Origin of the sequence: Pseudomonas sp. NPDC087358 (assembly GCF_044900785.1) — a bacterium.
In the GTDB taxonomy this organism is placed as follows: domain Bacteria; phylum Pseudomonadota; class Gammaproteobacteria; order Pseudomonadales; family Pseudomonadaceae; genus Aquipseudomonas.
Window position 1 is genome coordinate 70,340 of sequence record NZ_JBJDOA010000005.1, and the last position, 25,940, is coordinate 96,279.

A 25,940-nucleotide genomic window follows, 5' to 3' on the forward strand; every position below is an offset into this window, starting at 1 on the left:
CGGTCGTCAACTGTCATTTCTGACAGTAGACAGACCTCCGGTTCGCTCTCAACCTGTTCATGCCTGCCGTGCGCCGTGGGCTGTGCAAGGCCGTGAGTCCAGGGACTCACTTAGGTAAACCAACGAAACACCGCCGAGGTTATCCGGCAGCGGATGCCCGGCTTGTATCCAGGGAGATGGATCATGACCACCGAAAAAACCCACCACCCGCTGGGCATCGACCCATGCGACCAACAGAGTCACCCGATTTTCAATGCGACCACCCAGAAGTGCAACGTCGTGGACACCCGCACGGGGCTGTTCGAGGTGTACGTGCCGCTACCCAAGATCACCGGCAATGCAGGACGAGGGCCGGTGGTGGATCTTGGGTTGTTTTATACGCCGGTGGTCAATAACCATGCATGTCTGGGAGACGGCTGGTCATTCGCGTTCAGTTTTTATAATGAGAAGTTGAAGCAGCTGACGTTATCGACTGGCGAGGTGTTGGGCTTTGATAGAACTCAGGGCGGCATCGAGGTGAGTTCAATCTCTATCAGGGTCCAAGGTCCTGATACAATTAAGGTTGTGTTGGCCAATAAGAGCTCTGAAATTCTAAAAAAACTGGAAGGCACCGAACTGTGGATGCCCGTTACACTCGCAACGCCTCAAGCTCACAAAGTAAAAACGCCTGAAGCTCACAAAGTAAAGTTGCGTTGGCAGGCTGTGGAAGTCGGCAAAGGTCACTACGTGCGATTGCGCGAAGTCAAGGACAGTGCTCGTACGTTGGCGCTGATTGAATACGATGAAGTGGGCAATGATAGCTCGCGTAAAGTCCGCATCAAGTTATGGCCGGATGATGAAGAGCAGCTTGTGTATGAACTAGAACAAACGAACTACGCGCTGCGTTCGATCAAGCTCCCCGGTCACTCGGAAGTGAAACTGGGTTACGACGATCATCCCGATTGTGGCTGGTTGCTCAACCATATCGAGACGTTCGAGGGGGTTAAGGAATCAGTGACCTATGCAGCGAACGGGATCAAGTTTGCCGATGAGAAGCTGACCAGGCTGCCCGCGGTCGGCAGTCACACGCTTAAGCCTCTGGGCGAAAATGCCGTAGATGTTGTGACTACTTACCGCTATTTTCCAGCTGACAAAGATGCGAGTTGGGCCTACAAGACGGCAATGAAACAAGGGGGGAATGCGACGACCATCTATTACGGTAAAGACTATTCGGTGGTCAAGGAAGAAGAACAAGAGGGGGGGTGCACATTAAATACCTCTTATGAGATGGAGAGCAAGGACACAGGATACAGAAAGATAAAAAAGCAATACGTCAAGCCCGTCGATAATCCAGCCGAACCCAAGCGGGAGGAGACTCAGAGGACTACGTGGAAGTTAGGCAAGATAAGGGCTCGCTTAACTGCTAATCGAGAATCCTTATATTTCGTTACGGGTTCACGTACGCCGAACAAGGTTAATTTGTTAACTAATTCGTTAACTAAACCGACGTTGTCCTACTTTGATTACCGGAAGTTTAAGAGGTTCAAGGTCAAGCGAGAGCTTAGTGATGATGAGTTGCTAGATGCACGCATCAAAGAGTTCTCAAAGAGGATGGGAAAAATCCCGTCGACGAGGATGGGAAAAATCCCGTCGACATTTTTGCCCGGGCTGAAAGATGTGTTTACGGGGATGTCCGAAACTGTTCACCTTACGGCGGAGCTGACGCGGCGAACTGATTCAAACAGGCCTGCCATGCTGAACTGTACCGAGCTCAACGACTGGCTCAAACCGAAGACGGTTGCCTTATGTATGAACCATTCCGGTGTCGGTGACCCGAGCTGGATCACGGTTTCTCATACCTATGACTCAGATCCAAAAGCTGCCAAATGCAGCTACGGGCGGCTGACAGGGTCATGGCAAGGAAATATCCAGACCAAGTACCACTATTCTCTCGATGGCACAGAATTGACGGTGAAGACCACCCAAGCTATCGATAAATCGAGCCGGGAAAGTTCGGAAACGTGCAGCATCTTGAGCGGCCGCTTGATCAAGCAAATCGACGTGGTTGGCAATGAAACGCGGTATGAATACGACGATGTTGGTCGGCTGAAAAAATTCATCCAATGTGCACAAAGCGCGACCTATAAACAGGCCACCGAGTACCTCTACCCCCGTACCGGTCGCGTGGAATCGATCGAACCCAACGGCCAGCATCGCGCGACCGAGGACGATGGTCAGGGCAACGTGCTCGCCGAGTATGTCAAGGATTCGGCCAGCGCCCAGTGGCGGCAAATGCTCAAGGTCGAGTACGACGCGCAGGGTCGAAAGTCCAAGACCACGCAGTTCGACTATGACGCAGACGGCAAGCAAATGAGCGAGACCTGCGTACTGACCTATGACGGCTGGGGGCAGGCGTACAAACAGGAATTCAGCGACGGCAGATGTCTGTTCAACGAGTATGACCCGGTCACGCTGACCCGTCGGGAGTGGTCGGGCCTTGCGGACAACGTGACGCGTAAGGTCACCACCTACAACGAGGACGGGTCGGTCGCCAACATTGCAATCGGCGATGCGAGTCAGGCCTTCGAATACACCCATGCCTTCCAGATCGCCAGGCACGTCACCAATAACGAGCAGGAAATTCGGTACAGCTATGATGCCGCTGGCAGACCGTTGACCGAGAGCCATGGCAGCTGTAATCCAGCAGCCAAAGCAGGAGAACCATTCACTCCGGACTACACATACACCTACGAATACCCCCAGGATGTAATGATTCGCGAGGCCAGCAAGATCAGTTTTGATGGCCATGTACTGGGTGAGCGAACCTTTGACGCTTGGGGTCGGGTGACCTCATTCACTCGGGGCGGTGTGACCGAGGACTTCACCTACCAAGGCGGCGCTTCGGTCCCCAGCACCCGCAAGGTGGCAGATACCACCCTCGCCTATACGTACATCCCTGAGCTGGGTAATCAGATCCAGAGGATCAGCACCCCTCAAGACCAGACGCTGAGCAAGACTTTCAGCTACCTGCATGGCGCTACCAGAGACTCGTCGGTCAGTGAAGGCGAACAGTTGCTAGCGTCCAGGCATGACCTCAATAAGCACGCGACCCTGCGACGCGCCACGATAAACAAGAAGACAACTGAGGTGCAACGCAGCTTCAGCCCTGCAGGCCGGTTGTTGACTGAGACCGATCCGGCTGGCAGGAGGATCAAGTACACCTACGACGCGAAGGGGCAACGGACGAAGGTTGAGGTCGACCACAAAAAAGTGGCCAGGCATACCTACGACAAGGGACTGTTGAGCGCAGAGGAGGTCAGTCATGGCGAGGACAGCGTCAAACTTTCCTACGAATACGATCCCTCGACCCAGCAGGAGACGACGCGCACGTTTACCCTTGAGGGAGCCTTCTCTTTGAAACTGCAACGCAAGTTTCGGGCTGACGGGAAACTGCGATCAATCTCGTTATCGGACGCCAATACAAACCAGACCCTTGGTGCCCATGAGTATCATTACTCCCCCAGCGGGCGCTTGACCTGTTGCACCAGCAGCGGCATATGGCAATTCAAGACCCCGGAGGGCGATGCCGTTGGCCAGCAGGACTTCGTTTACGACGGCCTGGGCAACGTGATCAGTTGCGTCACAACCTTTGGCAACGAACATAACACCAGCACCTACACCTACGACTCGAGCAAAGGCTATCGCCTGATCAAGGTCGAACATACTCATCAGGATTACAGGAAAATAATGCGACCCTGACCTACGACAACGCAGGCCGGGTCACTCGCGACATCAACGGCAAAACCTACGAGTACGACTGGCTCGGGCGGCTGACCAGAGCCGGTTCGCGCTATTACACCTACGATCCGGATGATCACCTGGCCGGCAGCTCGGCACAGGCCGCTAAACCGGCGCACCGTCTGCTGTATGAAGGCTTCACGGTGCGTGGCGAATATCCGGTCGATGGCACTAACAATAGCCGTTATGTGAACCCCGGCAGTTCAGCCTGTCAGGTTCAGGTCAACAAGGCAGGCAACGACACCCGCCACTTGCTGACCCTGTGCGACGACGACGGCACCGTGCTGGTCAGTTTCGACCTCGCCAGTCGTGTCGTGCGCCATCACGCGTACACCGCTTATGGCGAACATGATTCCGAAAAAACAGGTACGTTGCATGGCTTCAACGGCGAATACCTCGACGCAGAAACCCAGGCATATCCGCTCGGCCACGGCTACCGCTGGTACTCCCCGCAGAGCATGCAGTTCCAGGCACAGGACAGCCAGAGTCCGTTCGACGACGGCGGGCCGCATGGGTATGGCTATTGCGATGGTGATCCAGTCAATTACAAGGATCGGAGCGGACACTTCAAGCGGCGGCGCAGCCACTGGGACATCAGTAGAAGCGAGCCGCAGCCCGTGAGCTTGGGTAAACTGGGCAGGATCATCAGCGCAGTTCTCTGGGGGGCTGTGGGTGTGTTGGCCGCGATCATGACCGGAGGCGCGTCACTGCTACTCACCGGCATCGCGATTACCTTGGCGGTGGCCGCCACGGCGCTGGCGGTTGCCACGGAGGCGCTCGCCGATAGCAATCCCGAAGTAGCCAAGATCCTGGGCTGGGTGTCGGTTGGAGTCAATCTGGTGGGTGGCTTGGGCTCGATGGCGACGAAGGCCTTCAGTCTGGCAGGCAGGCTGGGGCGGTCAGTCATACGCGTTGCTCACCGACTGACCAGCAAGATGAACGTAGCGGTACAGCAGTTCAGGCAACAAGTCGCACGTATGATTTTGCGAAGCCCGGGTGCCTCACGTTGGTCCTCATGGGCCAAGCTTGCCACCTCACGCCGGGCGGGCAGTATTGCCGGGGCCGCCAGCGTGAAGTCGGCGCAGGCGATGACCGACGACCTGGCCGAAGCGTTCAAAGCGTTCGAGTTGGGCGACGCCGCTACCATGGTAGGTTGTCTGACGGATGTCGCGGACAACGCTGGCGCGTTCGAGGAGGACAGCACAACGGAGTGGGCTAACGGCAGTGTCGGTGATGCGACGGGGTTGCCATGGGGCGACTTCGAGCTGGGTCGATATCATGCAGCCCCTGCATCCGGAGGACGACGCTTCGTGGCCCGCCTACTGCTCGGATAACATCCGGAAGGTCTTCCAGGTACCAGCGCGCCCGGCCATCCATCGTCGTGCCCTTGATGGATGGTTACCCGGGAGCCTCGGCAAGCAGGGCGCATTGGTCAGCGCCATTCTCTGGGCCGGCATCGGCCCCCGAGCCTGATCATGACCGGCGGGGCTATGCTGGTCGTGGCTGCGGTCATGGACGAACAAGAATCTCAACAGCTGGACGCGGCTGCCATGGGGAACGTTCGGTATCGGCCGTGGCTGATGACCGAGGGTTCAGATCCCTCTTTGAAAATGCCTGAGGCAGGCATGAAAAAGACCCATCAATAGAGGATGGCTGTCGCAGTGCAGTTCATTTCATCAGGTTTGGTGAAATGCCTGCGATGGCCGCCTCACTCCTCTCAGGCTCCTATGCCTGGCGCAACGCTCAGGTTTACAGCCTGGCCCAGAACGCCTCGGCAAAATCACTCAACGCCAGGCTCGGCCTGAACAGCCGGATCTCCATGGGGATGTCCCACTGCTCGTCCAGCGCGCGCACCAGCTTGCCGCTGGCGATCTCGGGCTCTGCCAGGGTGGCGGGCAGCCAGGCGAAGCCTTTTCCCTCCAGCGCCATCGACAACAGGACCGCCGCCAGATGCGAGCTGAACACCGTATGCAGGTCCGGCGGTTGCAGCGCTTTGTGCAGCCGTGCGCTGACGATCCGTCCCAGCCCCGATTCGGCGGTATAGCCCAGCAGGGACAGGGGCGCGGGGTCGGCAACCGGCTCTAGGCGGTGGGCGCACAACGGTATCAGCAGGTCACTGCCCACCACTTTGGAGTGGAAGGCTTGCGCGGCGAACTGCGGTGGCACCTGCGGATGCTGATGGCAAAGCAGGAATTGCACTTCGCCGCTCAACAGCATCTGCTCGCAGACCCGCATGTTGTCCGAATGCAGGCGAATCGCCTCGATCGGGCTGGTGCGTTCCGCGGCCCGGATCCAGCCAGGAAAGAAGGTGAACGACAGCGAGTGAGTGGCAGCGAAGTGCAACGTGCGCGCTTGTTTTCCCGCCACCTCGCGGGCCTCCTGACGCATCTGGTAGAGGCGCCGGGTCATCTCCTGGGCGCTGCCGAGCATGTGCTGTCCGGCATCGGTCAGCGTGGCGCCCTGGGTGGTGCGGTCGAACAGATCGACCCCGACCCAGGTCTCCAGCGCGCGAATCCTGCGGCTGAACGCCGGTTGCGTAACGTGACGCAATTGCGCGGCGCGGGAAAAGTTGCCGCTTTGCGCCAGTGCGTTGAAATCTTCCAGCCAGACCAGTTCCATCGTGATGCCGTCCGCGCATTGAGTGCCGCGTTTTTAGCATTGGCCGCGGCGCAAGGTCCAGCCCTAGAGTGAGCCCATTACCCGCTGCGCCTTTTGACCCCAGAACAACAGGAGTGAACCATGCGTATCGTCGACATCCGCGAGAAAACCGTTTCCATTGCCTCGCCGATTGCCAATGCCTACATCGACTTTTCCAAAATGACCTGCTCGGTGGTCGCAGTGATCACCGACGTGATCCGCGACGGGAAACCGGTGATCGGCTACGGCTTCAATTCCAACGGGCGTTACGGGCAGGGCGCGCTGATGCGTGACCGTTTTCTGGCCCGTGTGCTGGAGGCCGACCCTGAATCGCTGATCGACCAGGCCCACGACAACCTGGACCCGTTCGCCATCTGGAAGGCCCTGATGACCAACGAAAAGCCCGGCGGTCACGGCGAACGTTCGGTTGCGGTCGGCACTATCGACATGGCGGTGTGGGATGCGGTGGCCAAGATCGAAGGCAAGCCTTTGTATCGCCTGCTGGCAGACCGTTATCGCGATGGGGTGGCCGACGACAAGGTCTGGGTCTATGCGGCGGGCGGTTATTACTACCCCGGTAAGGATCAGACCAAGCTCAAGGCCGAGATGCAGAGCTATCTGGACCGTGGTTATGACGTGGTGAAAATGAAGATCGGCGCCGTGCCGCTGGACGAAGACCTGCGCCGGATCGAAGCGGTGCTGGAAGTGGTGGGCGATGGCCAGCGTCTGGCGGTGGACGCCAACGGTCGTTTCGATTTGAAGACCGGGATTGCCTACGCCGAAGCGATCAAACCGTACAACCTGTTCTGGTACGAAGAAGTGGGCGACCCGCTGGACTACGCACTGCAAGCCGAGCTGGCCAATCACTACGAACTGCCGATGGCCACCGGCGAAAACCTGTTCTCCCACCAGGACGCGCGCAACCTGCTACGCCATGGCGGGATGCGCCCGGATCGCGACTTCCTGCAATTCGACTGCGCGCTGTCCTATGGCCTGGTGGAATACCTGCGCACCCTGGACGTGATGAAAGAGCTGGGCTGGTCGTCGCGCCGCGTGGTGCCCCACGGCGGCCACCAGATGTCATTGAACATCGCCGCCGGCCTGCACCTGGGTGGCAACGAATCCTACCCGGACGTGTTCCAGCCCTTTGGTGGTTTTGCCGACGGTATTCGTGTCGAGAACAGCTTCGTCGGCCTGCCGGACATCCCGGGCGTGGGTTTCGAAGCCAAGTCCGCGCTGTACGCGGTGATGCGTGAACTGGGCGAGGGCTCGTAGAGACATCGCTGTTGCCCTGTAGGAGTGAGCTTGCTCGCGATAGCAGCCTGTCAGGCGCCCTGGCTGGCGCAGACAAATCGCGATCGCGAGCAAGCTCACTCCTACACCGTCGTCACGAGGAAGCAGTGAAATTGCGGCGATGAACGCGCGTTCTATGGTCCCTGCCTCGTTAGTCGCCCCTGGCGCTCAAGCGGCGGATCCAGCCCGCGTCGTAAAGCCGCAGGTCTGAACCGCCAGGGCTGGCTGACGTTCAATTCCCACTGGCGGCTCGCCCTTGCGGTTACAACTCGCCTGCGTCTGCGGTGGTAGACTCGCGCCACTTCAGACGAGGAGCGACACACGTGCGCAAGATGGCAATGATGGTGGCGGTATTGATGCTGGCGGGCTGTGATGGCGGCAAACCGGCGCCGACCACGAAGGGATCGACCCCGGATGCGGTCGCGGAAGCACCGACCCCGGCTTCGCCGCAATGGACCATTCGTGTCCATCTCAAGGAAGCCCTGAGCGACATGACGTATTGGCTGGTCGAACATCACTATCCCTCGTACGTGGTCAAGGTCGAGGGCAGGGAAGTGGTGATGATCGGGCCGTTCGACTCACAGGACGTTGCCGAAAAGGCCAAGACCGATATCGACGCTGCACTGGTCAAGGGCCATCGCCTGTCGCAACTGGAAGTGATCGCGCCCAAACCCTGATCGCGGGCTGTGCGATGTCAGGCGACACATCGCCGTGGCTGTGCCACCCTCAGTTCACGCGCTTGAATACTCGGGCGCGTGAACCGGGAATCGCCGTTATGGACGAGATTCAACGCCTCAGTGAGTTGCTGACCGCCAATCAGCGTTACGAGGAAAACAAGCATCAGCGCTTTCATGATGATCTGACGCAGTGGAACGCCAGCATCGACGCGCTTTATCAGCGGGTCGAGGACTGGCTCGCGCCGGTGGTCGAGGCAGGGCAGACGCGCTTCGAATACGAGCCGCATCTGGCGCAAAGCAAAGGTTATCCCGACGAGAACTCACCCTTCCGGACCCGCCGCATGGGGTTCTTTCTGGCTGCCCATCAGGTGGCGTTCGTGCCTGATGCCATGGGGCCCAAGGGGCAGGTCAGTCTCTCGGTCAGCGGGTTGAGCCTGCACGGGCAGGAGAAGTACAGCCTGCAACTGGAGCCTGGCCATCGCGACTGGATGCTGAAGAAGACAGTGGGGGTCAAGGACTCGGAGCCGCTGGCGTTTACCGCCGATTACTTCGGTCGACTGCTGCAGGGCGTGGTGCCGCAGCGTCAGGGGTGAATGGTTCCAGCCGGGTACGCTTTTTAGCAGTCCGGCTTGCCGACGGCGACGCCGTCAGGATCGCCACGGCCGGCAAGCCGGACTGCTACAGCTGATCAAACCAGTTCCTCAAGCGCAATCAGGGATTGCGGCAGTCGTCTCAACGACGGCCCAGCAGCAACCCCACCACCAGGCCAAACCCTGCGGAAACGGCAACGGTCTGCCAAGGGTGGCCGCCGATGTAGTTTTCGGTGGCTTCGACCGCAGGCTTGGTGCGATCACGCGCGCTGCCGACTGAATCAAGCGCCTGCTTGAGCTTCAGGCTCAGTTGTTCACGCACTGTTTCCGCCTCGTCGCCGACCAGCGCAGCGCTGTCCTTGAGCAGTTTGTCGGACTCTTCGATGAGGGCCGCCAATTCGCTGAATGCCTGATCCTTGATCTGTTCGGCGGCGTTCTGGGCAGCAGTTTTACGAGCCATGGCTATTTCCTTTCAATTGATAAACGCAGTGAGCAATGGAGTCCTGCGGGTCCGGAAAAGTTGCAGGGTATTTCCAGGGGCGGATAAAAAGTGCGACGAATGTGATCGGGCGCAGGATCTCTGGGGTGTAAGATGCTGACGCTTTTTGACCGCTCCCCAGCGGTGACCAAGCGTTTTGTTTCAGACACAGAGGTAGACGTCATGAGTTACAACCTGGCCAACAAGTCTCTGGCCGAGCGCGCCGAAATCGAGGACGAGAAGTCCCGTCTGTTCGACCTGTGGCAGAGCAACCTGGGCAAGGCCAAGGGCGAAGCCGCCCGGCTGATGGGCGAGCGCGGCAAGCGCAAGGGCAAATGGTCGGAGTGGGTACGCGGCGAACTGGACGGCATGTCACCGCCCGAATACGCCAACATGGTCCGCGCCGAGGTCAATCGCCTGGTGGCTGCAGCCCGAGGCTGAGGATCAGGCGCTGACCTGAACCAGCGCCTCGATGGCCTGCCTGTACACCTTGCGGCAGGCTCACCAACTGCCGCTTGCCGGTTGCGGCAGGTTCAGGGTCCCGCTGTCCTGAAAGCGCATGGTGCCGAACAGCCCGCCTGCCAGCTTGCCGTGCAACTCATAGGGCAGGTTGTCCAGACTCTGCTGCTCGGTCAGGCCCACCGCCTGGCGCAACGCGGCAAACGCCGAGACCGTCACCGGCACCGTCAGCACGCCTTCGGAAAACCGTGTAATGGTGCCTTTCTGGTCGCTGACCCCCGATGCCAGCAACTTGCCGTTGACGTCCAGGTTGAGCGCCACCCCGTCATACTGGATGTCCGTGTCGTTGGGATTCTGCAGGCGCAGTTTCACTGCGAAACGAATCTCCAGATCCTGTCCGGGCAGCGGTTCGATACCCACCACATTGATGTTCAGCGGATCACGGTTGGGAAACAGCGCGCAGGCGCTCAACGCCGCGAACAGCAGGCAGGCGAGCAGGGTTCGGATCGGGCGTAGCGGCATTCGACAGGCTCCAGTTGCGCAGGCGTCGGGGCGCCAGTGCGCCCCGTTTTTATCAGCCTAGCGGTTCACTGTGCGACCGCCCGGGCGGGCAGAGGTTCTGTTTCGCACGCTTGCGCAGGGTCCTGCAACACTTTCAAGGTCGAGGCTTCCGGATCGAACTCGGTCAGTTCATCCTCGACGTGCTCCTCCGGCAGGAAAATATTCAGCACGATGGCGCAGAACGCGCCGACGGTAATCGGCGATTCGAAAATGTTGTGCAGTGCCTTGGGCAGCTCGCGCAGCACCTCCGGCACCGCTGCGACACCCAGGCCCATGCCCAGCGAGATGGCCACGATCAGCATGTTGCGCCGATGCAAGCCGGCTTCGGAGAGGATTTTGATCCCGGCCACCGCCACCGTGCCGAACATCAACAGGGTCGCGCCGCCCAGTACCGGCTTGGGCATCAACTGCAGCACCGCACCAACGATCGGGAACAGTCCGAGCAGCACCAGAATCCCGGCAATGAAAAACGCCACGTAGCGGCTGGCGACACCGGTCAACTGAATCACCCCGTTGTTCTGGGCGAAGGTCACCATCGGCAGGCTGTTGAAAGTGGCGGCCATCGCTGAGTTCAGACCGTCAGCCAGCAGACCTGACTTTATCCGGCGGATGTAGATCGGTCCGCTCACCGGCTGCTGGGAGATCATCGAATTGGCCGTCAGGTCCCCGGCGGCTTCCAGCGGCGAGACCAGAAAGATCACGGCAATCGGAATGAAGGCCAGCAGATCGAAGGAGAATCCGTACTTGAACGGCACCGGGATGCTCATTACCGGCACTTGCGGCATGTGTGCAAAATCCACCCGGCCCAGGTACCAGGCCACGCCAAAGCCCAGGGTCAGGCCAATGATGATTGCGCTAAGGCGCAGCAGCGGGATATTGAAGCGGTTGAGCACCACGATGGTGCCCAACACCAGCCCAGCCAGTCCAAGATTGGTCGCCGAGCCCAGGTCCGTGGCGCCGAAGCCGCCGGCCATGTCGGTCATCGCAACCTTGAGCAGCGACAGCCCCATCAGGGTGATGATGGTGCCGGTGACCACGGGCGTGATCAACTTGCGCAGCTTGCCGATGAACTGGCTCAGGGCGACTTCCACGAACGCTGCGCAAAAGCACACGCCGAAGATCGTTGAGAGGATTTCCTCGGTGCCGCCACCGCGACTCTTTACCAGAAACCCGGCGCTGAGTATCACGCTGAGAAACGAGAAGCTGGTGCCTTGCAGACACAGCAGGCCAGAACCCACAGGGCCGAATCGCTTGGCCTGGACAAAGGTGCCGAGGCCGGAAACGAACAGCGCCATGCTGATCAGGTACGGCACTTCACTGTCCAGTCCCAGCACGCTGCCGACGATCAGGGTAGGGGTGATGATGCCGACGAAGCTGGCGAGCACGTGTTGCAGAGCCGCGAAGATTGCAGCGGTAAAGTGTGGCCGGTCGTTGAGGCCGTAGATCAGGTCTGATCGGGTCGATGCCGGGCGTGACGGGGTGGTGCCTTGCGATGGGGTCATGGTTAGCCTGCCAATTGTTTTTATTAGGTCATGGGCTTTGCAGTTGACGCTGGCCCGGCCTGTATACAAAAGCTGTCTATCAGGTCAGGTTTTGCGACTCTACAACATGTCGACACATGGAAAAACAATTCATTTGTAAATTGTGTACAAAAATTCGGCATGGGCGCGGCGTGGGGGCTGTAGGAAAAAGGGCGCGCAGGATGCCAGAAAAATCTACGCTGGTCTGCGATAGGCGCTTATTCTGTTGCCTGTGAACCTTGATTCGCCAGCGGGCGTCCAAGCCCAGGCCGGTATTCGGGAAACCAGAGACGACGGGTTCAACTCTCGACAAGGAGGTTTCAACTGGGGTGTAACGACTTTCATGAGCACTGCACAGCAATTGCCGTTGACTGATCTGCAAATCGCGCTGATTTCCCGGGCATTGGCCGATCGCAGGCGATTTCAGATTCTCACCCAGATCAGCGCCTCGACCGAGGCCGTGCCCTGCGCCGAACTGCTCAAGGCGCATCCTGTCAGCGCCGCCACCGTGTCCCATCACACCAAGGAACTGGAACGCGCCGGGCTGATCGCCACCCTGCGCGAAGGCAAATACGCCAGCTTCCTGATGCAACGCGACGTGCTGCATGCCTACGCGCAGCAATTGCTGCAGTTCTGCTGAGCCGTCATCAGGCATCCGCACCGGTGCTGAGGCGTACCCAGCCGCGGGCCGAGCAATGCGTCTATCCCTGCGATGTGCGCCTGTGGCCTGTGGCTTGGGCCAGATCACCACCCTCAACCTGACCTTGACCATTGCCGGCATATGCCCGTAAATTGCCCGGCCTGCCTTTATTCATTCTCCCGCCTCAAACAGGCGCACCCGGAGCTTCCTTATGTACCCAGACGTTCAGCTGTACATCGATGGCCAATGGCGAGCCAGTGAAGCAGGCCGCACCCTGGCGGTGATCAACCCGGCGACGGGCGAGACCCTGGGCACCGTCGCCCACGCCGACATTGCCGACCTGGATCAGGCCTTGGCCGCTGCCGAACGCGGTTTCGAAACCTGGCGCAGCACCCCGGCCTACGATCGCTACAAGATCATGCAGAAAGCCGCCAACCTGCTGCGTGACCGCGTTGACAATATCGCCAGCATCATGACCCAGGAACAAGGCAAGCCGCTGGCCGAAGCGCGGATGGAGACCCTGGCGGCGGCTGACATCATCGACTGGCTGGCCGAAGAGGGCCGCCGCGCCTATGGCCGCCTGGTGCCGTCGCGCAATGCATCGGTCGAGCAAAAAGTCATCAAGGAGCCGGTTGGCCCGGTGGCGGCATTCACACCCTGGAACTTCCCGATCAACCAGGTGGTGCGCAAATTGTCCTCGGCGTTGGCCGCCGGTTGCTCGATCATCGTCAAGGCGCCGGAAGAAACCCCGGCATCGCCGGCCGAACTGATCCGTGCGTTCATCGACGCAGGCGTGCCGGCCGGGGTCATCGGCCTGGTCTATGGTGACCCGGCGCAGATCTCCAGCTACTTGATCGCGCACCCGACCATCAAGAAAGTCACCTTCACCGGGTCCACGCCAGTGGGCAAGCAACTGGCCGCATTGGCCGGGCAGCACATGAAACGCGCCACCATGGAGTTGGGCGGTCACGCTCCGGCGCTGGTGTTCGACGATGCCGATATCGACCTGGCCGCTCGCACCCTGGCAGGCGCCAAGTTCCGTAACGCCGGGCAAGTCTGCGTCTCGCCGACGCGCATCCTGGTGCAACGCGGGGTGTTCGACGCGTTCGTCGAGAAATTCGTCGGCCTGACCCATGAAGTGAAGGTGGGCAATGGCCTGGAGCAGGGCGTGACCATGGGCCCGGTGGCCAATGAACGCCGCATTCCGGCGCTTTCGGCACTGATCAAGGACGCCTGCGACAACGGCGCCACACTGCATCTGGGCGGCAAGACCATCGACGGTCCCGGTTATTTCTTCCAGCCCACCGTGCTTAGCGGCCTGACCACCGCAATGCGCATCATGAACGAGGAACCGTTCGGCCCGGTGGCGCTGTTGGTGCCGTTCGACACTGTGGAAGACGCAGTCAAGGAGTCCAACCGCGTGCCATTCGGTCTGGCCTCCTACGCCTTCACCCGCTCGATGAAAACCGCGCACATCCTCAGTACGCGCATCGAAGCCGGCATGTTGTCGATCAACCATCAAGGCATCGGCCTGGTGGAAGTGCCATTCGGCGGCGTCAAGGATTCCGGTTACGGCTCCGAAGGCGGCACCGAGGCTATCGAGGCCTACCTGAACACCAAGCTGGTGACGGTGTTCAATCTGTAAGGCGCTACGTTTGAAACATGAAGCCCACCCTCAGGTGGGCTTTTTTGTGTCTGAGTACCAGCGGTTTTCTGAGTCAGCCAGTTTCCCGTAGCATCCGGCTGGCTGGCGGTGGTGGTCCTGAAGACGCCCGCCAACAAGCCGGGCTGCTGAAAAAGCATGCTCGGGCTGGATGCCGATTGGCTGAACTCTGCGCTGGCAGCCGGACTCTGAACCCTCAGATCACTCCCGATCTGCGCGGCAGGGGCTGGATATGGCTATCACGGGCACTCAATCAGCAGCGGAGCATGCCAGAGGCCGCTTGTTCGAGACCGATCTGCCGTCGCGTCTGGACCGGTTGCCATGGGGGCGCTTTCATACCTTGCTGGTGTTTGCGCTGGGCATTACCTGGCTGCTGGACGGGCTGGAGGTGACACTGGCCGGAGCTGTGTCCGGGGCGTTGAAAGAAAGCCCGGTGCTGCGCCTGACCAATGCCGATATCGGCCTGGCCGGCGGCGCCTACATCAGCGGCGCCGTGCTGGGGGCATTGTTCTTTGGCTGGCTCACCGACCGTCTGGGGCGACGCAAGTTGTTCTTCATCACCCTGGCGCTGTATATCAGCGCGACGGCGGCCACCGCGTTTTCGTTCAGTCTGTGGAGCTTCATGCTGTTTCGCTTTCTCACCGGCATGGGCATCGGTGGCGAATACACGGCGATCAATTCAACCATTCAGGAATTCACCCCTGCGCGGTTTCGTGGGTGGGTCGACCTGACCATCAACGGCACGTTCTGGATCGGCGCAGCGCTGGGCGCCGGGGGTTCGATCGTGCTGCTGGACGCCAGCTGGGTAGGCGGGGATCTGGGTTGGCGCCTGTGCTTCGGCATCGGCGCGGTCTTGGGCCTGATCATTCTGTTGATGCGCCTGTGGTTGCCCGAAAGTCCGCGCTGGTTGCTGATCCATGGTCAGGCCGAGGAGGCGAGGGTGATCGTGGAGGGCATCGAAAAGCGCCTGCGCGAACAAGGCCATGAGCTGAGCGATCCCGTCGGTCCGCCGTTGCGCCTGCATGCGCGGGATCACACCCCGTTGCGGGAGATTTTCGACACCCTGTTCAACACCTATCGGCAACGCGCCTTGGTCGGGCTGACGCTGCTGACCGCCCAGGCCTTTTTCTACAATGCGATCTTCTTCACCTACGCCTTGGTGCTCACCGAGTTTTACGGGGTGCCGTCTGCGTCGATTGGCTGGTACGTATTGCCACTGGCGCTGGGCAACTTCTGCGGGCCGCTGTTGCTGGGGCGGCTGTTCGACGTGATCGGCCGCAGAATCATGATCAGTCTCACCTATGCAGTCTCCGCGGTGCTGTTGAGCATCAGCGGCTACCTGTTCGAGCAGGGGCTGCTCGACGTCACTCAACAGGCGATCGCCTGGATGATCATTTTTTTCTTCGCCTCGGCGGCGGCCAGTTCGGCCTATCTGACGGTCGCGGAAACCTTCCCGCTGGAGATCCGCGCGCTGGCCATCGCCGTGTTCTATGCCTTCGGCACCGCGCTGGGCGGGATTGTCGGCCCGACCCTGTTTGGCGAGTTGATCGACAGCCATCAGCGAGGCCCGGTGTTTATCGGCTACCTGATCGGTGCAGCCTTGATGCTGCTGGCAGCGGCGGTGCAGGCGATCTGGGGTGTCTCTTCGGAGCGCAAATCGCTGGAGCAAGTGGCGCGGCCGTTGTCGCAGGCACATGATTGACAGCTGACCGTTGACCGTTGACCTTTGGTGTTGGTGTTGGTGTTGGTGATGGTGTTGGTGCTTCTGCCGAAGGCGTGGGAGTTCGGCTTGCCGACGATCTGGCGCGAAGCGCCAGCAAACCCTGCCAATGCTATGCCTCTGACCCACCGCGCCGCCCGATTCACTGCTGGTACCCGGCGGATTGTCAGTAAGCTGGACTCCTACGGCTTTCGGCCAGAATCAACAGCTGGCGGCGCAATCGCAATACAGCTTGATCGCCTCTGCCCGCAGGGCGTGGGAGTGCGGCTTGCCGACGATCTTCCGGGCTCCGGCAGTAAAACCATGCGCACCGGCCGGTCAGACGCACCGCATTTACAGGATTTGCTGCCGCTGCATGGGTCAGTTTTGTTCAATACCCCGCAGCTACCACCTTTTAATCTCTCCCGACCTATTGAACGGAGAGTTACCCTGATGAACCTGATGATTTCCATGGCGGCGTTCGCGCTGGCTGCGTCCATTTCGCCCGGCCCGGTGAACGTGGTGGCACTCAGCAGCGGGGCGCAGTTCGGCCTGGCGGCGAGTCTGCGCCATGTCATGGGGGCTACTGTCGGCTTTGTGGTGCTGTTGATCTTCACCGGATTCGGCCTGCACCAGGTGCTGCAGCAATACCCCATGCTGACCGACATGATTCGCTGGGCGGGGATGGCGTTTCTGGTGTATCTGGCCGCAAGGCTGGCGCTGGACGACGGTCGCCTGAACGTCGACCGCCCCACGCGTCGGCCTGCCTTCTGGCACGGTGCTGCAATGCAGTGGCTCAACCCTAAGGCATGGCTGGCGGCGGTGGCGGGGATGGGGGCGTTCGTGGCCGGCGGTGAGGCCCAATTGATCGGCTTGTTTGCCCTGATCTACTTCGTGGTCTGTTATCTGTCGGTGGCGTGTTGGGCTTACGCCGGAGCGTTTCTCGGCCCTTGGTTGCGCAGCCCTCAGCGCATCCGCAGCTTTAACCGCAGCATGGCGGCGCTACTGGCCGGGTGTGCGGTGTCGCTGCTGTACGTCTGATCACTGGCGGTACTGGCCGGGCGTTGCCGCCAGATGTTTCTTGAACGCTCGCTGGAAATGCGCCTGGTCGGCAAAGCCGCTGCGCTGGGCGATATCGACGATTGCCTCGCCATCACGCAGTTGCGTCTGCGCATGCTGGATGCGGCGGTTGATCAGGTACGCGTGAGGCGTCATGTGATAGTGCTGCTCGAAGGCGCGGATCAGATAGGCCTCGGACAGATTCGCAGCCTGGCAGATATCCTCCAGCCGGATCGCCTGCAGGTAGTGCTCGTCGATGTACAGCGCGGCGCGGCTGACCTTGAGGTTGACCTTCTTCAACGGCTGGTCAACACCGCCCAGCCGTCGTTGCATCAGGGTGAAAAAGACGATGGCCGCTTCGTGCTTGTGCAGTGATTCAAGCGCCGGGTCGATCAGGGTTCGATGCAGGTCCAGCAACCCTGCGAACAGCTGCGGGTCGGTACTGGAGGTGGCGGCAAGGGCGCGAAACCCTTCGACGCCGCAGGCCTGCTGAACCCGCCCCAACCACTGTGCATCGACATACAGCATCACGTATGACCAGGGCTGGTCGTCGATCGGGTTGCAGGCATGAACATCGCCGGGATTCATCAGCACCACGGTGCCGGTGCTGATGGTCTGACTGCTTTTTTCGTGCAGATAGGTGCTGTGTCCGGCCGTGATGGCGCCGATGGAAAACACTTCATGGGAGTGGCGTGAATAACACACCTTGCGGCCATCGGCGATGGAGCGGGCCTCGATGAACGGCAACTGCGCCTCTCTCCAGAACACCGGTGTCTGTGCAGGGTTCACCGGGCTCTGGAGGGTCATGTCGGGTCAGCCTTTGCTGTGCTTGCAGCTGTGGAAAATGTCCAGCGCAGGCTGGTATTCGGAGGTGTTGACGCCGAGCAAGCCTAGCACCGAATGAAACATGTAGTCATGGCTCAGGTCGGGCTGGTTCTGCTTGGCGGCCAGGCAACTGCGGTCGACGCTGGCATCTGCCAGGGTCGAGTTGCCGAACCACATGACCATCGGCACATGGGTCTGCGCGCTCGGGGCGATGGCATAGGGCGCGGCATGCAGGTAGATGCCGTTTTCACCCAGCGACTCGCCGTGGTCGGAGACATAGATCATCGAGGTGTCGACCTTGTCCTGATTGCGTTTGAGCAGCTCGATGGTCTGCGACAGGAAATGGTCGGTATAGAGGATCGTGTTGTCGTAGACGTTCTTCAGCTCGTCCGAGGTGCAGCTGCCCAGCTGGTTGGTGTGGCAGACCGGGGTGAAGCGCTCCAGGCTCTTGGGGTAGCGGTCGTAGTACTCCGGGCCATGGCTGCCATCGGAGTGCAGGACGATGATGGCGTTGTCCTTGAGCGAGTCGATGTATGCCTGCAGCCCCACCAGCAGCGATTCGTCCAGGCAGTTCTGGCCGTCGCAGAACGGGCTCGGCTGGGTTTTCGGGATGTCGCTGTGCGGCACGCGCAGGCAGGTGCCCTTGCAGTCGCTATTGTTGTCCAGCCACACCACCTTGACGCCGGCACGCTGCAACATGTCCAGCAGGCCCTCGTAGGTCTTGCCTTTCTTGTCGCTGTAGTCGGAACGGGGAAATTTGGAAAACATGCACGGCACCGACACTGCCGTGGACGTGCCACAGGACGCAACCTGAGTGAAGTTGAGAATGTCCTGCTTCTTCAGTTCCGGGTTGGTTTCGCGCTCATAGCCATTGAGCGAGAAGTGGTCGGCGCGAGCGGTCTCGCCAACGACGAAGATCATCAGGCTCTTCTTCGGCCGCTGCTGCGCTTCGGAACTGAGTACCGAATCGGTGCCCACAGGCTGGATCTTGATGTTTTCCTTGATAGCAACGGTCTGTTTGGCCAGCTTGCCGACGGCGTAGATGTAGTTGGTCGGGTTGATGAAGTGCGTCAGCTTGTCTTCATCACGGAAGATCGGCGCGTAGGTCGAATAGAACGGCCCCACCGATGCGGCGATCACCAGCACGCAGCCGATGCACACCAGCACTTTGTTGACCAGGCCCGGCAACACCCGGCGATAGCTCACCGGCAGCCACCAGATCAGGGCAATCGGCAGCGCGCCGAGCAGACCCAGGTACAGGAACAGCCTGCCACTGAGCAGCGCCTTGGCCTCGCCGGGGTTGGTCTCCAGCACGTTCTGCATCATCACCGTGTCGATGGTGATGCCGTAGCTGTTCATGAAATACGCCGCCGCCGCCGAACACAGCGCCACCAGACTCAACACCGGCTTGAGGGTCGGACGGAAGGAGAAGGGGGTCAGCAGCAGGGTGATCGCAGCCCACAGGAAAAAAGCGAAGGAGACGTAGAAGGCGGCAGCCTTGAAGCCCTGCAGTTGGGTCAGGCCGATCAGTGCGTGCCAGGTGGCCAGGTTGTAGAACACCACCAGGCACAGCGAAAACAACATGACCAGGCGGGTAGAGGTGACGGGTTTGAGCCTTGAACGCATTTCCATATAAAGCACTACTCGAAACGTGGTCCACGCGCGCGTGTTTGAGTCGGCATATCCCTGCGACTCGCGCGTCAGACTGGCCTGTCGATGACAGACGGATTAATGAGGGAGACGGAGGTCGCGCGGATTTTTTCAGAACGATTGTGAAGAGTTCGTGAAACAGGATAGACCGGTCGAGAGCAAAATGGGCGGTTTTGCGCAGCGCGCTCGCCCAACCATGGCGTTAGCCGGAAGCAACGCACCTCTGTTGCAGTCCGGCTCGCCGGCGGCAGCGGTCTTTACGTCGGCAGGGGTGGCGGATTCAATGCAGCAGGTTATTGCGCCATCAGCCTGGCCACCGTCCCGTCATCCTTGAGTTGGGTAAACGCGGCGCTGATACGCCTGACCGTTTCATCGGGTGTTTTGGCGCTCACCGCGACATACAGCCCTTTGGACAACTCGTCGAGGGTGTAGACGCCTTCCAGATCCTCGAACGCGATGTGCAGGTCGGCACATTGCTCCCGGGCTTCGCGCTCCGGCATCGGCACCAGCGCCACCTGGCCGCTGATCAGCTTGCGCAGGTTGTCGAGGTTGTTGGCCGAGACCACCATTTTGCTGAAACCCTTGCCCTCCAGGTACTGCTGACGCGAATCGTCACGTACGACCCCGACACTGTAGGTCCTGGCATCCTGCAGGTTCTTGACCACGACGTCCCGGCGTTCACGCAGCTTGTAGAACAGCGGGGTGACTTGATCGAGCTCGCCTACCCACTGGAACAGCGCCTCGCGTTCGCTGCTGCGAATGATCGGGTAAATCACCACATTGGGCTCCAGCCGCGCCATGTCATAGGCGCGCGCCCACGGGTACAGGGCCATGTGGTACTCCTTGATGCCCGCCCGGGCGAGGGTCTGCTCGACGATTTCGCTGGCGACCCCACCCACTTTGCCATTCTCCAGAGAGCTGTACGAAGAGTCTTCGGTGACCACCTGCAGCGTATCGGCCTGGGTGCCGAGGCAGACGAACCCAAGCACGCAGGCGCAAAGCAAGCGGCGGCCCTGTTTGATCGAGTGGCGGTTACTGCTCATGTCGAATCCTCCCTGGTCAGATCACGCACCGGTCGCGGCCCTGGCTCTTGGCCCGATACAGCGCCTTGTCGGCGCTCTGCAACAACTGGTCGAAACGCGCCATGGTCTGCGGGTCGAGTTCGGCGATGCCGATGCTCAACGTGACATAAGGCGAGACTGCCGATGCGCGGTGGGGCAGTTTCTGCTTGGCCAGTAGCTCGCGCAGGCGTTCGGCCGACAGCAGCGCCTGTTGCCGGTTCTGTCCTGGCAGCAGCACCGCGAACTCTTCGCCACCCAGGCGCGCCACCAATTCCCCGGAACGTGAAAACAGCCCGCTCATGGTCAGCGCCACATCGCGCAGGCACTGGTCGCCCATGGCGTGGCCGTAGCTGTCGTTGTACAGCTTGAAAAAATCGATGTCGCACATGAGCACCGAAAAAGGCTGTGCATGGCGCAGGGCGCGATTGAATTCCAGTTCCTTGAGTTCGTCGAAGTGCCGGCGATTGGCAAGGCCGGTCAGCGGGTCGAAGCGCGACAACGCCTCCAGGCGGATGTTGGCCGCCTTCAGTTGTGCGGTGCGCTGCTCGACCAGTTCGGCCAGTTGATCGCGGCTGGCGGCCAGGGCGATTTCGTCCCGGGCCTGACGCTCCAGGTGGTTGGCGAGTTTGTCCTGCAAGTCATTGACCCCGGCCTCCAGCAGATCCAGTTCATCGCCGGCCTTGCCACGACGCTCCAGCACCAGATGCTGTTTGAGGTTCTGCGGCGTGAGCTGCTCCAGATGCTGGGCGATACGCCGCACATGCAGGGTCACCGAACGGTTGAACATGCCCATGATCAGCCCGGCCAGGGCCAGCGACTGGATGAGCTGGGTCAGCATGATGATGGCGACCTCTTTCCAGAGGCGCTTCCAGAGCAGGCTTTCATCGCCTTCGATGGTCAGCTCGCCCACCAGTTCGTTGGCCCCCGGATACGGAGTTACAGTCAGTTGTCGGTGCAATGCGGGCGCCAGTACCGAGCCTGAGTGGCCCGGGTGCTGGCGCTCGATCAGTTCCGGGGCACGGCCGGGACGCAGGATGCGCAGCTCCACGCGGCCGACAGGGGCGGCCAGCGCCACGCTGTCGATCTGCGCTTGCAGCGCCTCGCTGTCCATTTCCCAGACAGCCTTGGACAAGGTGCCCTGAAATACCTGATCGATCAGCGTCAGTTCGGCGTTCATGGTCGCCAGATTATTGTCCCAGGCAAACCAGGTGCGCACGCTGACGGTGGCCACGGTAAACAGCACGCAGAACGCCAGGGTCGCCAATACCAGCCTGCGTGCCAGCGAACCTGCGCGCACGGGGGCGGCGCTGGCGTGGGGCAGGTCAGATTCGGTTTGTGCCAGCATGCTCAATTCCATTTCCGCGCAATTGCATCGTAGGTACCGTTTTCACGGATGGTATTGAGTCCTTTCTGGAACAGTTGCACCGTGGCATCAGGCGTCGCGGCACTGAATGCCATGTTGAAGCCTCCGGCCTCTTCAAGCTCCGGTACACGCAAGGATTGCACCAGCGTGCGAGCAGGTTCGTCGCCGGCCTGACGGGCCAGGTAACCGGCGTTCAACTCGTCGGAGATCCACAGGTCCACACGCCCGGTCTGCAACTTCTGATAGTTGAGCTCATAACGGTTGCTGGACTGCAATTGCTGGCCGACGACAAAGTGTTTGCCGATCAGGTATTGCTCGCCCACATCTTCGTTGACCGTGGCGGTCTGCCAGTCGCGGGCGTCGTTGAGGTCCATCAGACCGATCGGATGGCCGGACGATGAGTAGATGTACCAGCGCGAGGCGGCGATGGTCCCGACCCATTTGAACAGGTGCTCGCGTTCGGCAGTGCGGGTGATGGAGTAGATCAGCACGTCGGCATCGTGCAGCGCCAGGTCATAGGCACGGGCCCAGGGCATCGACTGGATGGTCGCCTGCATATGGACTTCCTTCAGCACGGCCTGCACCACCTCGGTGCTCATGCCGGTCAACTGGCCGTCGCGGGTCATGTTGTAGGGCGGCAGCTCTTCGGTGACGATGCGTATCGGTTCAGCCTGCGCACCGCTGACACCCAGGCACAGCAGCAGCGCGCCAGAAATCACGCTGCGGGCCTTGTGATAGAGCTTGGGGGGTGTCATTGACGGCGACCTCATCGACTGCAGGAGCGGCGACACTTCGCCTCCGGACGGAAACGCAGCGCACGGGCCTGACTACCTCGCGTACAGGGGATATCGGCTGACAAAGCCAGCGCTTGAGGCGTTTATCTGCCGTTCATCATGTGCTTTGTCAGCCGGATCACGGCCGCTGCTGTGGCGTTCTGCCACAGCATGGCATTGCGCCTTGTTTGATCTGGATCAAAGGTCTCGGAGCCGGCTGTAGGAAAAATACCCTGCACCTCGATGAGTCTTCAACATGCCCGGTCCTTTCGACTTCCTCAAACACCCGCTGGCGAAAGAGATCGGCCTGATCCTGCTGATCAAGCTCGTCCTGCTGATGGGAATCCGCAGCGTCTGGTTCGACGCTCCAGTCCAAGTCAGCGATGACGGGGTGCAAGCCGGCCTGCATGTATTGGGCGCCCCTCCCGAACCTTCTGAGAAGAACCCAAAATGATTTCGGAATCAGTCGTCGACTTATCTCGACTGCAGTTCGCAATGACCGCGCTGTACCACTTCCTGTTTATCCCGCTGACGCTGGGCATGGCCTTTTTGCTGGCGATCATGGAGTCGGTGTATGTCATGACCGGCAAGCAGGTCTACAAGGACATGACCAAGTTCTGGGGCAAGCTGTTTGGCATCAACTTCGCGCTGGGCGTCACCACCGGGCTGACCATGGAATTTCAGTTCGGCACCAACTGGGCTTACTACAGCCACTACGTAGGCGACATCTTCGGCGCGCCGCTGGCGATCGAAGGCATGATGGCTTTTTTTCTCGAATCGACCTTCATCGGCCTGTTTTTCTTCGGCTGGGACCGCCTGACCCGAGTCCAGCATCTGGCCGTTACCTGGCTGGTGGCGATCGGCTCGAACATGTCGGCCCTGTGGATTCTCATCGCCAACGGCTGGATGCAGAACCCGGTCGGCGCCGAATTCAACTTCAACACCATGCGCATGGAAATGACCAGCTTCAGCGAGCTGATCTTCAACCCGGTGGCGCAGGTCAAGTTCGTCCATACCGTGGCCTCCGGGTACGTCACCGGGGCGATTTTCGTGCTCGCGATTTCCAGCTGGTACCTGCTCAAGGGCCGGGACATCGGCTTCGCCCGGCGCTCGTTCGCCATTGCTGCGGCGTTCGGCATGGCCTCGATCCTGTCGGTGATCGTGCTGGGCGATGAGTCCGGCTACGAGATTGGCGATGTGCAGAAGACCAAGCTCGCCGCCATTGAAGCCGAATGGGAAACCGAGCCTGCGCCGGCTGCGTTCACCCTGTTCGGCCTGCCGAATCAGGCACAACAGCGCACCGACTATGCGGTGAAGATTCCTTACGTGATGGGCATCATCGCCACGCGGTCGCTGGATAAACAGGTGATCGGCATCAAGGATCTGGTCAGCGAGCATCAGGGCCGTATCCGCAATGGCATGGTCGCCTATGAGCTGCTGGGCAAGCTGCGCGCAGGGGACAAGAGCGCGCAAACCCTCAACGCCTTCAACGAGGTCAAGAAAGACCTGGGCTACGGCCTGCTGCTGAAGAAATACACCGACAAGGTGGTGGACGCCAACGAAACGCAGATCAGGCAGGCGGCGCTCGATTCGATCCCCGGCGTGGCGTCGATTTTCTGGACGTTCCGGATAATGGTGCTCAGCGGCATGCTCATGTTGCTGCTGTTCGTCTGTGCGTTCTGGGCGTCGGCACGCAAGAACGAGACGAGCAAACCCTGGTTGCTCAAGTGGGCGCTTTTCAGTCTGCCGTTGCCCTGGATCGCCACCCAGACCGGCTGGTGGGTGGCCGAGCATGGTCGTCAGCCCTGGTCCATCGGCGAAGTGCTGCCGGTGCATCTGTCCGCCTCGACCCTGTCTTCAGCCGATGTGCTGGGGTCGATCCTGGCGCTGGTGGGCTTTTACACGGTGCTGCTGGTGATCGAGATGTACCTGATGATCAAGTTCGCTCGCCTGGGTCCGAGCAGCCTGCACACTGGCCGTTATCACTTCGAACAGGGCGCGCAAGCAGGCGCCGCCCACGCTAACCAACCGACGCTGGCCTGAGGAACGCACAATGTTCGATTACGAGACACTCAAACTGATCTGGTGGGTGCTGGTCGGCGTGCTGCTGATCGGCTTCGCCCTGACTGACGGCTTTGACCTGGGCGCGGCGATGCTGATGCCGGTCGTCGGGCGCACTGACAACCAGAGACGGGTGGTGATCAACACCATCGCACCGCACTGGGACGGCAACCAGGTCTGGCTGATTACCGCCGGCGGTGCGCTGTTCGCCGCTTGGCCGCTGGTGTATGCCGCGGCGTTCTCCGGGATGTACTGGGCGTTGCTGCTGGTGCTGTTCGCGCTGTTCGTGCGCCCCGTGGGCTTCGATTACCGCAGCAAGCTGGAAAACACCCGCTGGCGGCAGAGCTGGGACTGGGCGCTGTGCATTGGCGGGGTAGTGCCTTCGCTGGTCTTCGGCGTGGCATTCGGCAACCTGCTGCTTGGCGTGCCGTTCCAATTCGATGACACCCTGCGTTCCAGCTATCAAGGCAATTTCTGGCAACTGCTCAGCCCGTTCGGCCTGTTGGCCGGGGTGGTCAGCCTGAGCATGCTCGGCCTGCATGGCGGCACCTGGCTGATGATGCGTACCGAAGGCGCGATCGCGGCTCGTTCGCGGCGTGCGGCGCAGTGTCTGGCGCTGGTATTCCTCTTGGCGTTCGTCGGTGCCGGCGTGTGGCTGCTGCTGGGCGGGATCCAGGGGCTGGCGATTACTTCGGCATTCGATGCCGGGGCTGCCTTGAATCCGCTGGCCAAAACGGTTGCCGCGAGCAACCACGGCTGGATGGCCAACTATCACCAGCATCCGCTGACCGTCATCGCACCGTTGCTGGGGATTTTCGGTGGCCTGCTGGCATTGCTCGGCGCCAGCGCAGGGCAGGGCAGGACGGCCTTTCTGGGCAGCAGCCTGGCCATCGTCGGCGCGCTGTGTACCGCAGGTTTTGCGCTGTTCCCGTTCGTCATGCCGTCGAGCCTGGACCCGGCCTCCAGCCTGACCGTGTGGGATGCGGTGTCGAGCCACGAGACCCTGAACATCATGCTGATTGCGGCGGCCATCTTCGTGCCGTTGATCCTCTGCTACACGCTTTGGTGCTACGCCAAGATGTGGGGCAAGGTCACCACCGCGCACATCGACCAAAACCCCCATGGCCTGTATTGAGCCTGACCTGAACCGAGGA

At 60.5% G+C, this 25,940-nt stretch carries 22 protein-coding genes; 13 read left to right on the forward strand and 9 right to left on the reverse strand.

Annotation, left to right across the window (positions count from 1 at the left end; genetic code table 11):
- Positions 1-183: 183 nt before the first annotated feature.
- Positions 184-3,738 (forward strand): RHS repeat domain-containing protein, encoded by a 3,555-nt coding sequence (locus tag ACI2KS_RS13205; RefSeq protein ID WP_404620846.1) that lies wholly within the window; start codon positions 184-186, stop codon positions 3,736-3,738.
- 182 nt (positions 3,739-3,920) lie between these two features.
- The gene (locus tag ACI2KS_RS13210; protein ID WP_404620848.1) at positions 3,921-5,111 is read left to right on the forward strand and encodes an RHS repeat-associated core domain-containing protein; all 1,191 of its coding nucleotides are present in this window, start codon (positions 3,921-3,923) and stop codon (positions 5,109-5,111) included.
- A 415-nt stretch (positions 5,112-5,526) separates the two neighbouring features.
- On the opposite strand, the gene ACI2KS_RS13215 is transcribed toward ACI2KS_RS13210, so the two are convergent.
- Complete coding sequence (locus ACI2KS_RS13215; RefSeq protein ID WP_404620850.1) at positions 5,527-6,396, reverse strand: LysR family transcriptional regulator; 870 nt, start codon at positions 6,394-6,396, stop codon at positions 5,527-5,529.
- A gap of 120 nt (positions 6,397-6,516) precedes the next feature.
- On the opposite strand from ACI2KS_RS13215, the gene ACI2KS_RS13220 reads away from it, so the two are divergent.
- The 3 genes from ACI2KS_RS13220 (at position 6,517) to ACI2KS_RS13230 (ending at position 8,977) form a co-directional block, all read left to right on the forward strand.
- Positions 6,517-7,689, forward strand: coding sequence for a mandelate racemase/muconate lactonizing enzyme family protein (locus tag ACI2KS_RS13220; RefSeq protein WP_404620852.1), 1,173 nt, complete (start codon positions 6,517-6,519; stop codon positions 7,687-7,689).
- A 341-nt stretch (positions 7,690-8,030) separates the two neighbouring features.
- On the forward strand, positions 8,031-8,384 hold the full coding sequence (locus ACI2KS_RS13225; RefSeq protein ID WP_404620854.1) for a hypothetical protein: 354 nt from the start codon (positions 8,031-8,033) through the stop codon (positions 8,382-8,384).
- A 98-nt stretch (positions 8,385-8,482) separates the two neighbouring features.
- Entirely contained in the window at positions 8,483-8,977 is a 495-nt protein-coding gene (locus ACI2KS_RS13230; protein WP_404620856.1) for a hypothetical protein, read from the forward strand.
- A 139-nt stretch (positions 8,978-9,116) separates the two neighbouring features.
- Here the strand turns inward: ACI2KS_RS13230 and ACI2KS_RS13235 are convergent, their stop codons facing one another.
- A complete protein-coding gene (locus tag ACI2KS_RS13235) occupies positions 9,117-9,434 on the reverse strand; it encodes a YqjD family protein (RefSeq protein WP_404620858.1) in 318 nt (105 codons plus the stop codon).
- A 201-nt stretch (positions 9,435-9,635) separates the two neighbouring features.
- On the opposite strand from ACI2KS_RS13235, the gene ACI2KS_RS13240 reads away from it, so the two are divergent.
- On the forward strand, positions 9,636-9,893 hold the full coding sequence (locus ACI2KS_RS13240; RefSeq protein ID WP_404620860.1) for a hypothetical protein: 258 nt from the start codon (positions 9,636-9,638) through the stop codon (positions 9,891-9,893).
- Positions 9,894-9,953: 60 nt separating this feature from the next.
- On the opposite strand, the gene ACI2KS_RS13245 is transcribed toward ACI2KS_RS13240, so the two are convergent.
- Entirely contained in the window at positions 9,954-10,433 is a 480-nt protein-coding gene (locus tag ACI2KS_RS13245; RefSeq protein ID WP_404620862.1) for an LEA type 2 family protein, read from the reverse strand.
- Between the two features lie 65 nt (positions 10,434-10,498).
- Complete coding sequence (locus ACI2KS_RS13250) at positions 10,499-11,974, reverse strand: nucleobase:cation symporter-2 family protein (RefSeq protein ID WP_404620864.1); 1,476 nt, start codon at positions 11,972-11,974, stop codon at positions 10,499-10,501.
- A gap of 361 nt (positions 11,975-12,335) precedes the next feature.
- On the opposite strand from ACI2KS_RS13250, the gene ACI2KS_RS13255 reads away from it, so the two are divergent.
- The 4 genes from ACI2KS_RS13255 to ACI2KS_RS13270 all read left to right on the forward strand — a co-directional run bounded on the left by ACI2KS_RS13255 (position 12,336) and on the right by ACI2KS_RS13270 (position 17,035).
- Positions 12,336-12,632: an ArsR/SmtB family transcription factor gene (locus ACI2KS_RS13255; protein WP_404620866.1), complete on the forward strand. Its 297-nt coding sequence runs from the start codon at positions 12,336-12,338 to the stop codon at positions 12,630-12,632.
- 211 nt (positions 12,633-12,843) lie between these two features.
- Positions 12,844-14,277: an NAD-dependent succinate-semialdehyde dehydrogenase gene (locus ACI2KS_RS13260; protein WP_404620868.1), complete on the forward strand. Its 1,434-nt coding sequence runs from the start codon at positions 12,844-12,846 to the stop codon at positions 14,275-14,277.
- Positions 14,278-14,527: 250 nt separating this feature from the next.
- Positions 14,528-15,997 (forward strand): MFS transporter, encoded by a 1,470-nt coding sequence (locus ACI2KS_RS13265; protein ID WP_404620870.1) that lies wholly within the window; start codon positions 14,528-14,530, stop codon positions 15,995-15,997.
- 450 nt (positions 15,998-16,447) lie between these two features.
- Complete coding sequence (locus ACI2KS_RS13270; protein WP_404620872.1) at positions 16,448-17,035, forward strand: LysE family translocator; 588 nt, start codon at positions 16,448-16,450, stop codon at positions 17,033-17,035.
- On the opposite strand, the gene ACI2KS_RS13275 is transcribed toward ACI2KS_RS13270, so the two are convergent.
- The 5 genes from ACI2KS_RS13275 to ACI2KS_RS13295 all read right to left on the reverse strand — a co-directional run bounded on the left by ACI2KS_RS13275 (position 17,036) and on the right by ACI2KS_RS13295 (position 22,707).
- Positions 17,036-17,860 carry an AraC family transcriptional regulator gene (locus tag ACI2KS_RS13275; protein WP_404620874.1) on the reverse strand — a complete coding sequence of 275 codons (825 nt, stop codon included), beginning with the start codon at positions 17,858-17,860 and terminating at the stop codon, positions 17,036-17,038.
- Positions 17,861-17,866: 6 nt separating this feature from the next.
- Positions 17,867-19,510 carry a phosphoethanolamine transferase gene (locus ACI2KS_RS13280; protein ID WP_404620875.1) on the reverse strand — a complete coding sequence of 548 codons (1,644 nt, stop codon included), beginning with the start codon at positions 19,508-19,510 and terminating at the stop codon, positions 17,867-17,869.
- Positions 19,511-19,821: 311 nt separating this feature from the next.
- Positions 19,822-20,571, reverse strand: a complete 750-nt coding sequence (locus tag ACI2KS_RS13285; protein ID WP_404620876.1) for a substrate-binding periplasmic protein — start codon at positions 20,569-20,571, stop codon at positions 19,822-19,824.
- A gap of 16 nt (positions 20,572-20,587) precedes the next feature.
- Entirely contained in the window at positions 20,588-21,934 is a 1,347-nt protein-coding gene (locus ACI2KS_RS13290) for a diguanylate cyclase domain-containing protein (RefSeq protein WP_404620877.1), read from the reverse strand.
- Between the two features lie 2 nt (positions 21,935-21,936).
- Positions 21,937-22,707, reverse strand: a complete 771-nt coding sequence (locus ACI2KS_RS13295) for a substrate-binding periplasmic protein (protein WP_404620878.1) — start codon at positions 22,705-22,707, stop codon at positions 21,937-21,939.
- A gap of 274 nt (positions 22,708-22,981) precedes the next feature.
- Between ACI2KS_RS13295 and cydP the strand changes: the two genes are divergently transcribed.
- From cydP to cydB, 3 genes are read left to right on the forward strand one after another with little or no spacing between them, the layout of a single operon-like run.
- A complete protein-coding gene (gene cydP, locus ACI2KS_RS13300; protein WP_404620880.1) occupies positions 22,982-23,179 on the forward strand; it encodes a cytochrome oxidase putative small subunit CydP in 198 nt (65 codons plus the stop codon).
- Positions 23,176-24,768: a cytochrome ubiquinol oxidase subunit I gene (locus ACI2KS_RS13305; RefSeq protein ID WP_404620882.1), complete on the forward strand. Its 1,593-nt coding sequence runs from the start codon at positions 23,176-23,178 to the stop codon at positions 24,766-24,768. The genes cydP and ACI2KS_RS13305 overlap by 4 nt, the downstream gene beginning before the upstream one ends.
- A gap of 10 nt (positions 24,769-24,778) precedes the next feature.
- A complete protein-coding gene (cydB, locus tag ACI2KS_RS13310; RefSeq protein ID WP_404620884.1) occupies positions 24,779-25,921 on the forward strand; it encodes a cytochrome d ubiquinol oxidase subunit II in 1,143 nt (380 codons plus the stop codon).
- The last annotated feature ends 19 nt before the right edge of the window (positions 25,922-25,940 follow it).

What these genes read in the sequence shown, in the direction of transcription:
- ACI2KS_RS13270 (WP_404620872.1), top strand. Translation starts at nt 16,448, where the DNA reads ATGAACCTGATGATTTCCATGGCGGCGTTCGCGCTGGCTGCGTCCATT.
- ACI2KS_RS13255 (WP_404620866.1), top strand. Translation starts at nt 12,336, where the DNA reads ATGAGCACTGCACAGCAATTGCCGTTGACTGATCTGCAAATCGCGCTG.
- ACI2KS_RS13240 (WP_404620860.1), top strand. Translation starts at nt 9,636, where the DNA reads ATGAGTTACAACCTGGCCAACAAGTCTCTGGCCGAGCGCGCCGAAATC.
- ACI2KS_RS13245 (WP_404620862.1), bottom strand. Translation starts at nt 10,433, where the DNA reads ATGCCGCTACGCCCGATCCGAACCCTGCTCGCCTGCCTGCTGTTCGCG.
- ACI2KS_RS13285 (WP_404620876.1), bottom strand. Translation starts at nt 20,571, where the DNA reads ATGAGCAGTAACCGCCACTCGATCAAACAGGGCCGCCGCTTGCTTTGC.
- ACI2KS_RS13235 (WP_404620858.1), bottom strand. Translation starts at nt 9,434, where the DNA reads ATGGCTCGTAAAACTGCTGCCCAGAACGCCGCCGAACAGATCAAGGAT.
- ACI2KS_RS13215 (WP_404620850.1), bottom strand. Translation starts at nt 6,396, where the DNA reads ATGGAACTGGTCTGGCTGGAAGATTTCAACGCACTGGCGCAAAGCGGC.
- cydP (WP_404620880.1), top strand. Translation starts at nt 22,982, where the DNA reads ATGCCCGGTCCTTTCGACTTCCTCAAACACCCGCTGGCGAAAGAGATC.
- ACI2KS_RS13305 (WP_404620882.1), top strand. Translation starts at nt 23,176, where the DNA reads ATGATTTCGGAATCAGTCGTCGACTTATCTCGACTGCAGTTCGCAATG.
- ACI2KS_RS13260 (WP_404620868.1), top strand. Translation starts at nt 12,844, where the DNA reads ATGTACCCAGACGTTCAGCTGTACATCGATGGCCAATGGCGAGCCAGT.
- ACI2KS_RS13280 (WP_404620875.1), bottom strand. Translation starts at nt 19,510, where the DNA reads ATGGAAATGCGTTCAAGGCTCAAACCCGTCACCTCTACCCGCCTGGTC.
- ACI2KS_RS13220 (WP_404620852.1), top strand. Translation starts at nt 6,517, where the DNA reads ATGCGTATCGTCGACATCCGCGAGAAAACCGTTTCCATTGCCTCGCCG.
- ACI2KS_RS13275 (WP_404620874.1), bottom strand. Translation starts at nt 17,860, where the DNA reads ATGACCCTCCAGAGCCCGGTGAACCCTGCACAGACACCGGTGTTCTGG.
- ACI2KS_RS13250 (WP_404620864.1), bottom strand. Translation starts at nt 11,974, where the DNA reads ATGACCCCATCGCAAGGCACCACCCCGTCACGCCCGGCATCGACCCGA.
- ACI2KS_RS13230 (WP_404620856.1), top strand. Translation starts at nt 8,483, where the DNA reads ATGGACGAGATTCAACGCCTCAGTGAGTTGCTGACCGCCAATCAGCGT.
- ACI2KS_RS13295 (WP_404620878.1), bottom strand. Translation starts at nt 22,707, where the DNA reads ATGACACCCCCCAAGCTCTATCACAAGGCCCGCAGCGTGATTTCTGGC.
- ACI2KS_RS13290 (WP_404620877.1), bottom strand. Translation starts at nt 21,934, where the DNA reads ATGCTGGCACAAACCGAATCTGACCTGCCCCACGCCAGCGCCGCCCCC.
- ACI2KS_RS13205 (WP_404620846.1), top strand. Translation starts at nt 184, where the DNA reads ATGACCACCGAAAAAACCCACCACCCGCTGGGCATCGACCCATGCGAC.
- cydB (WP_404620884.1), top strand. Translation starts at nt 24,779, where the DNA reads ATGTTCGATTACGAGACACTCAAACTGATCTGGTGGGTGCTGGTCGGC.
- ACI2KS_RS13265 (WP_404620870.1), top strand. Translation starts at nt 14,528, where the DNA reads ATGGCTATCACGGGCACTCAATCAGCAGCGGAGCATGCCAGAGGCCGC.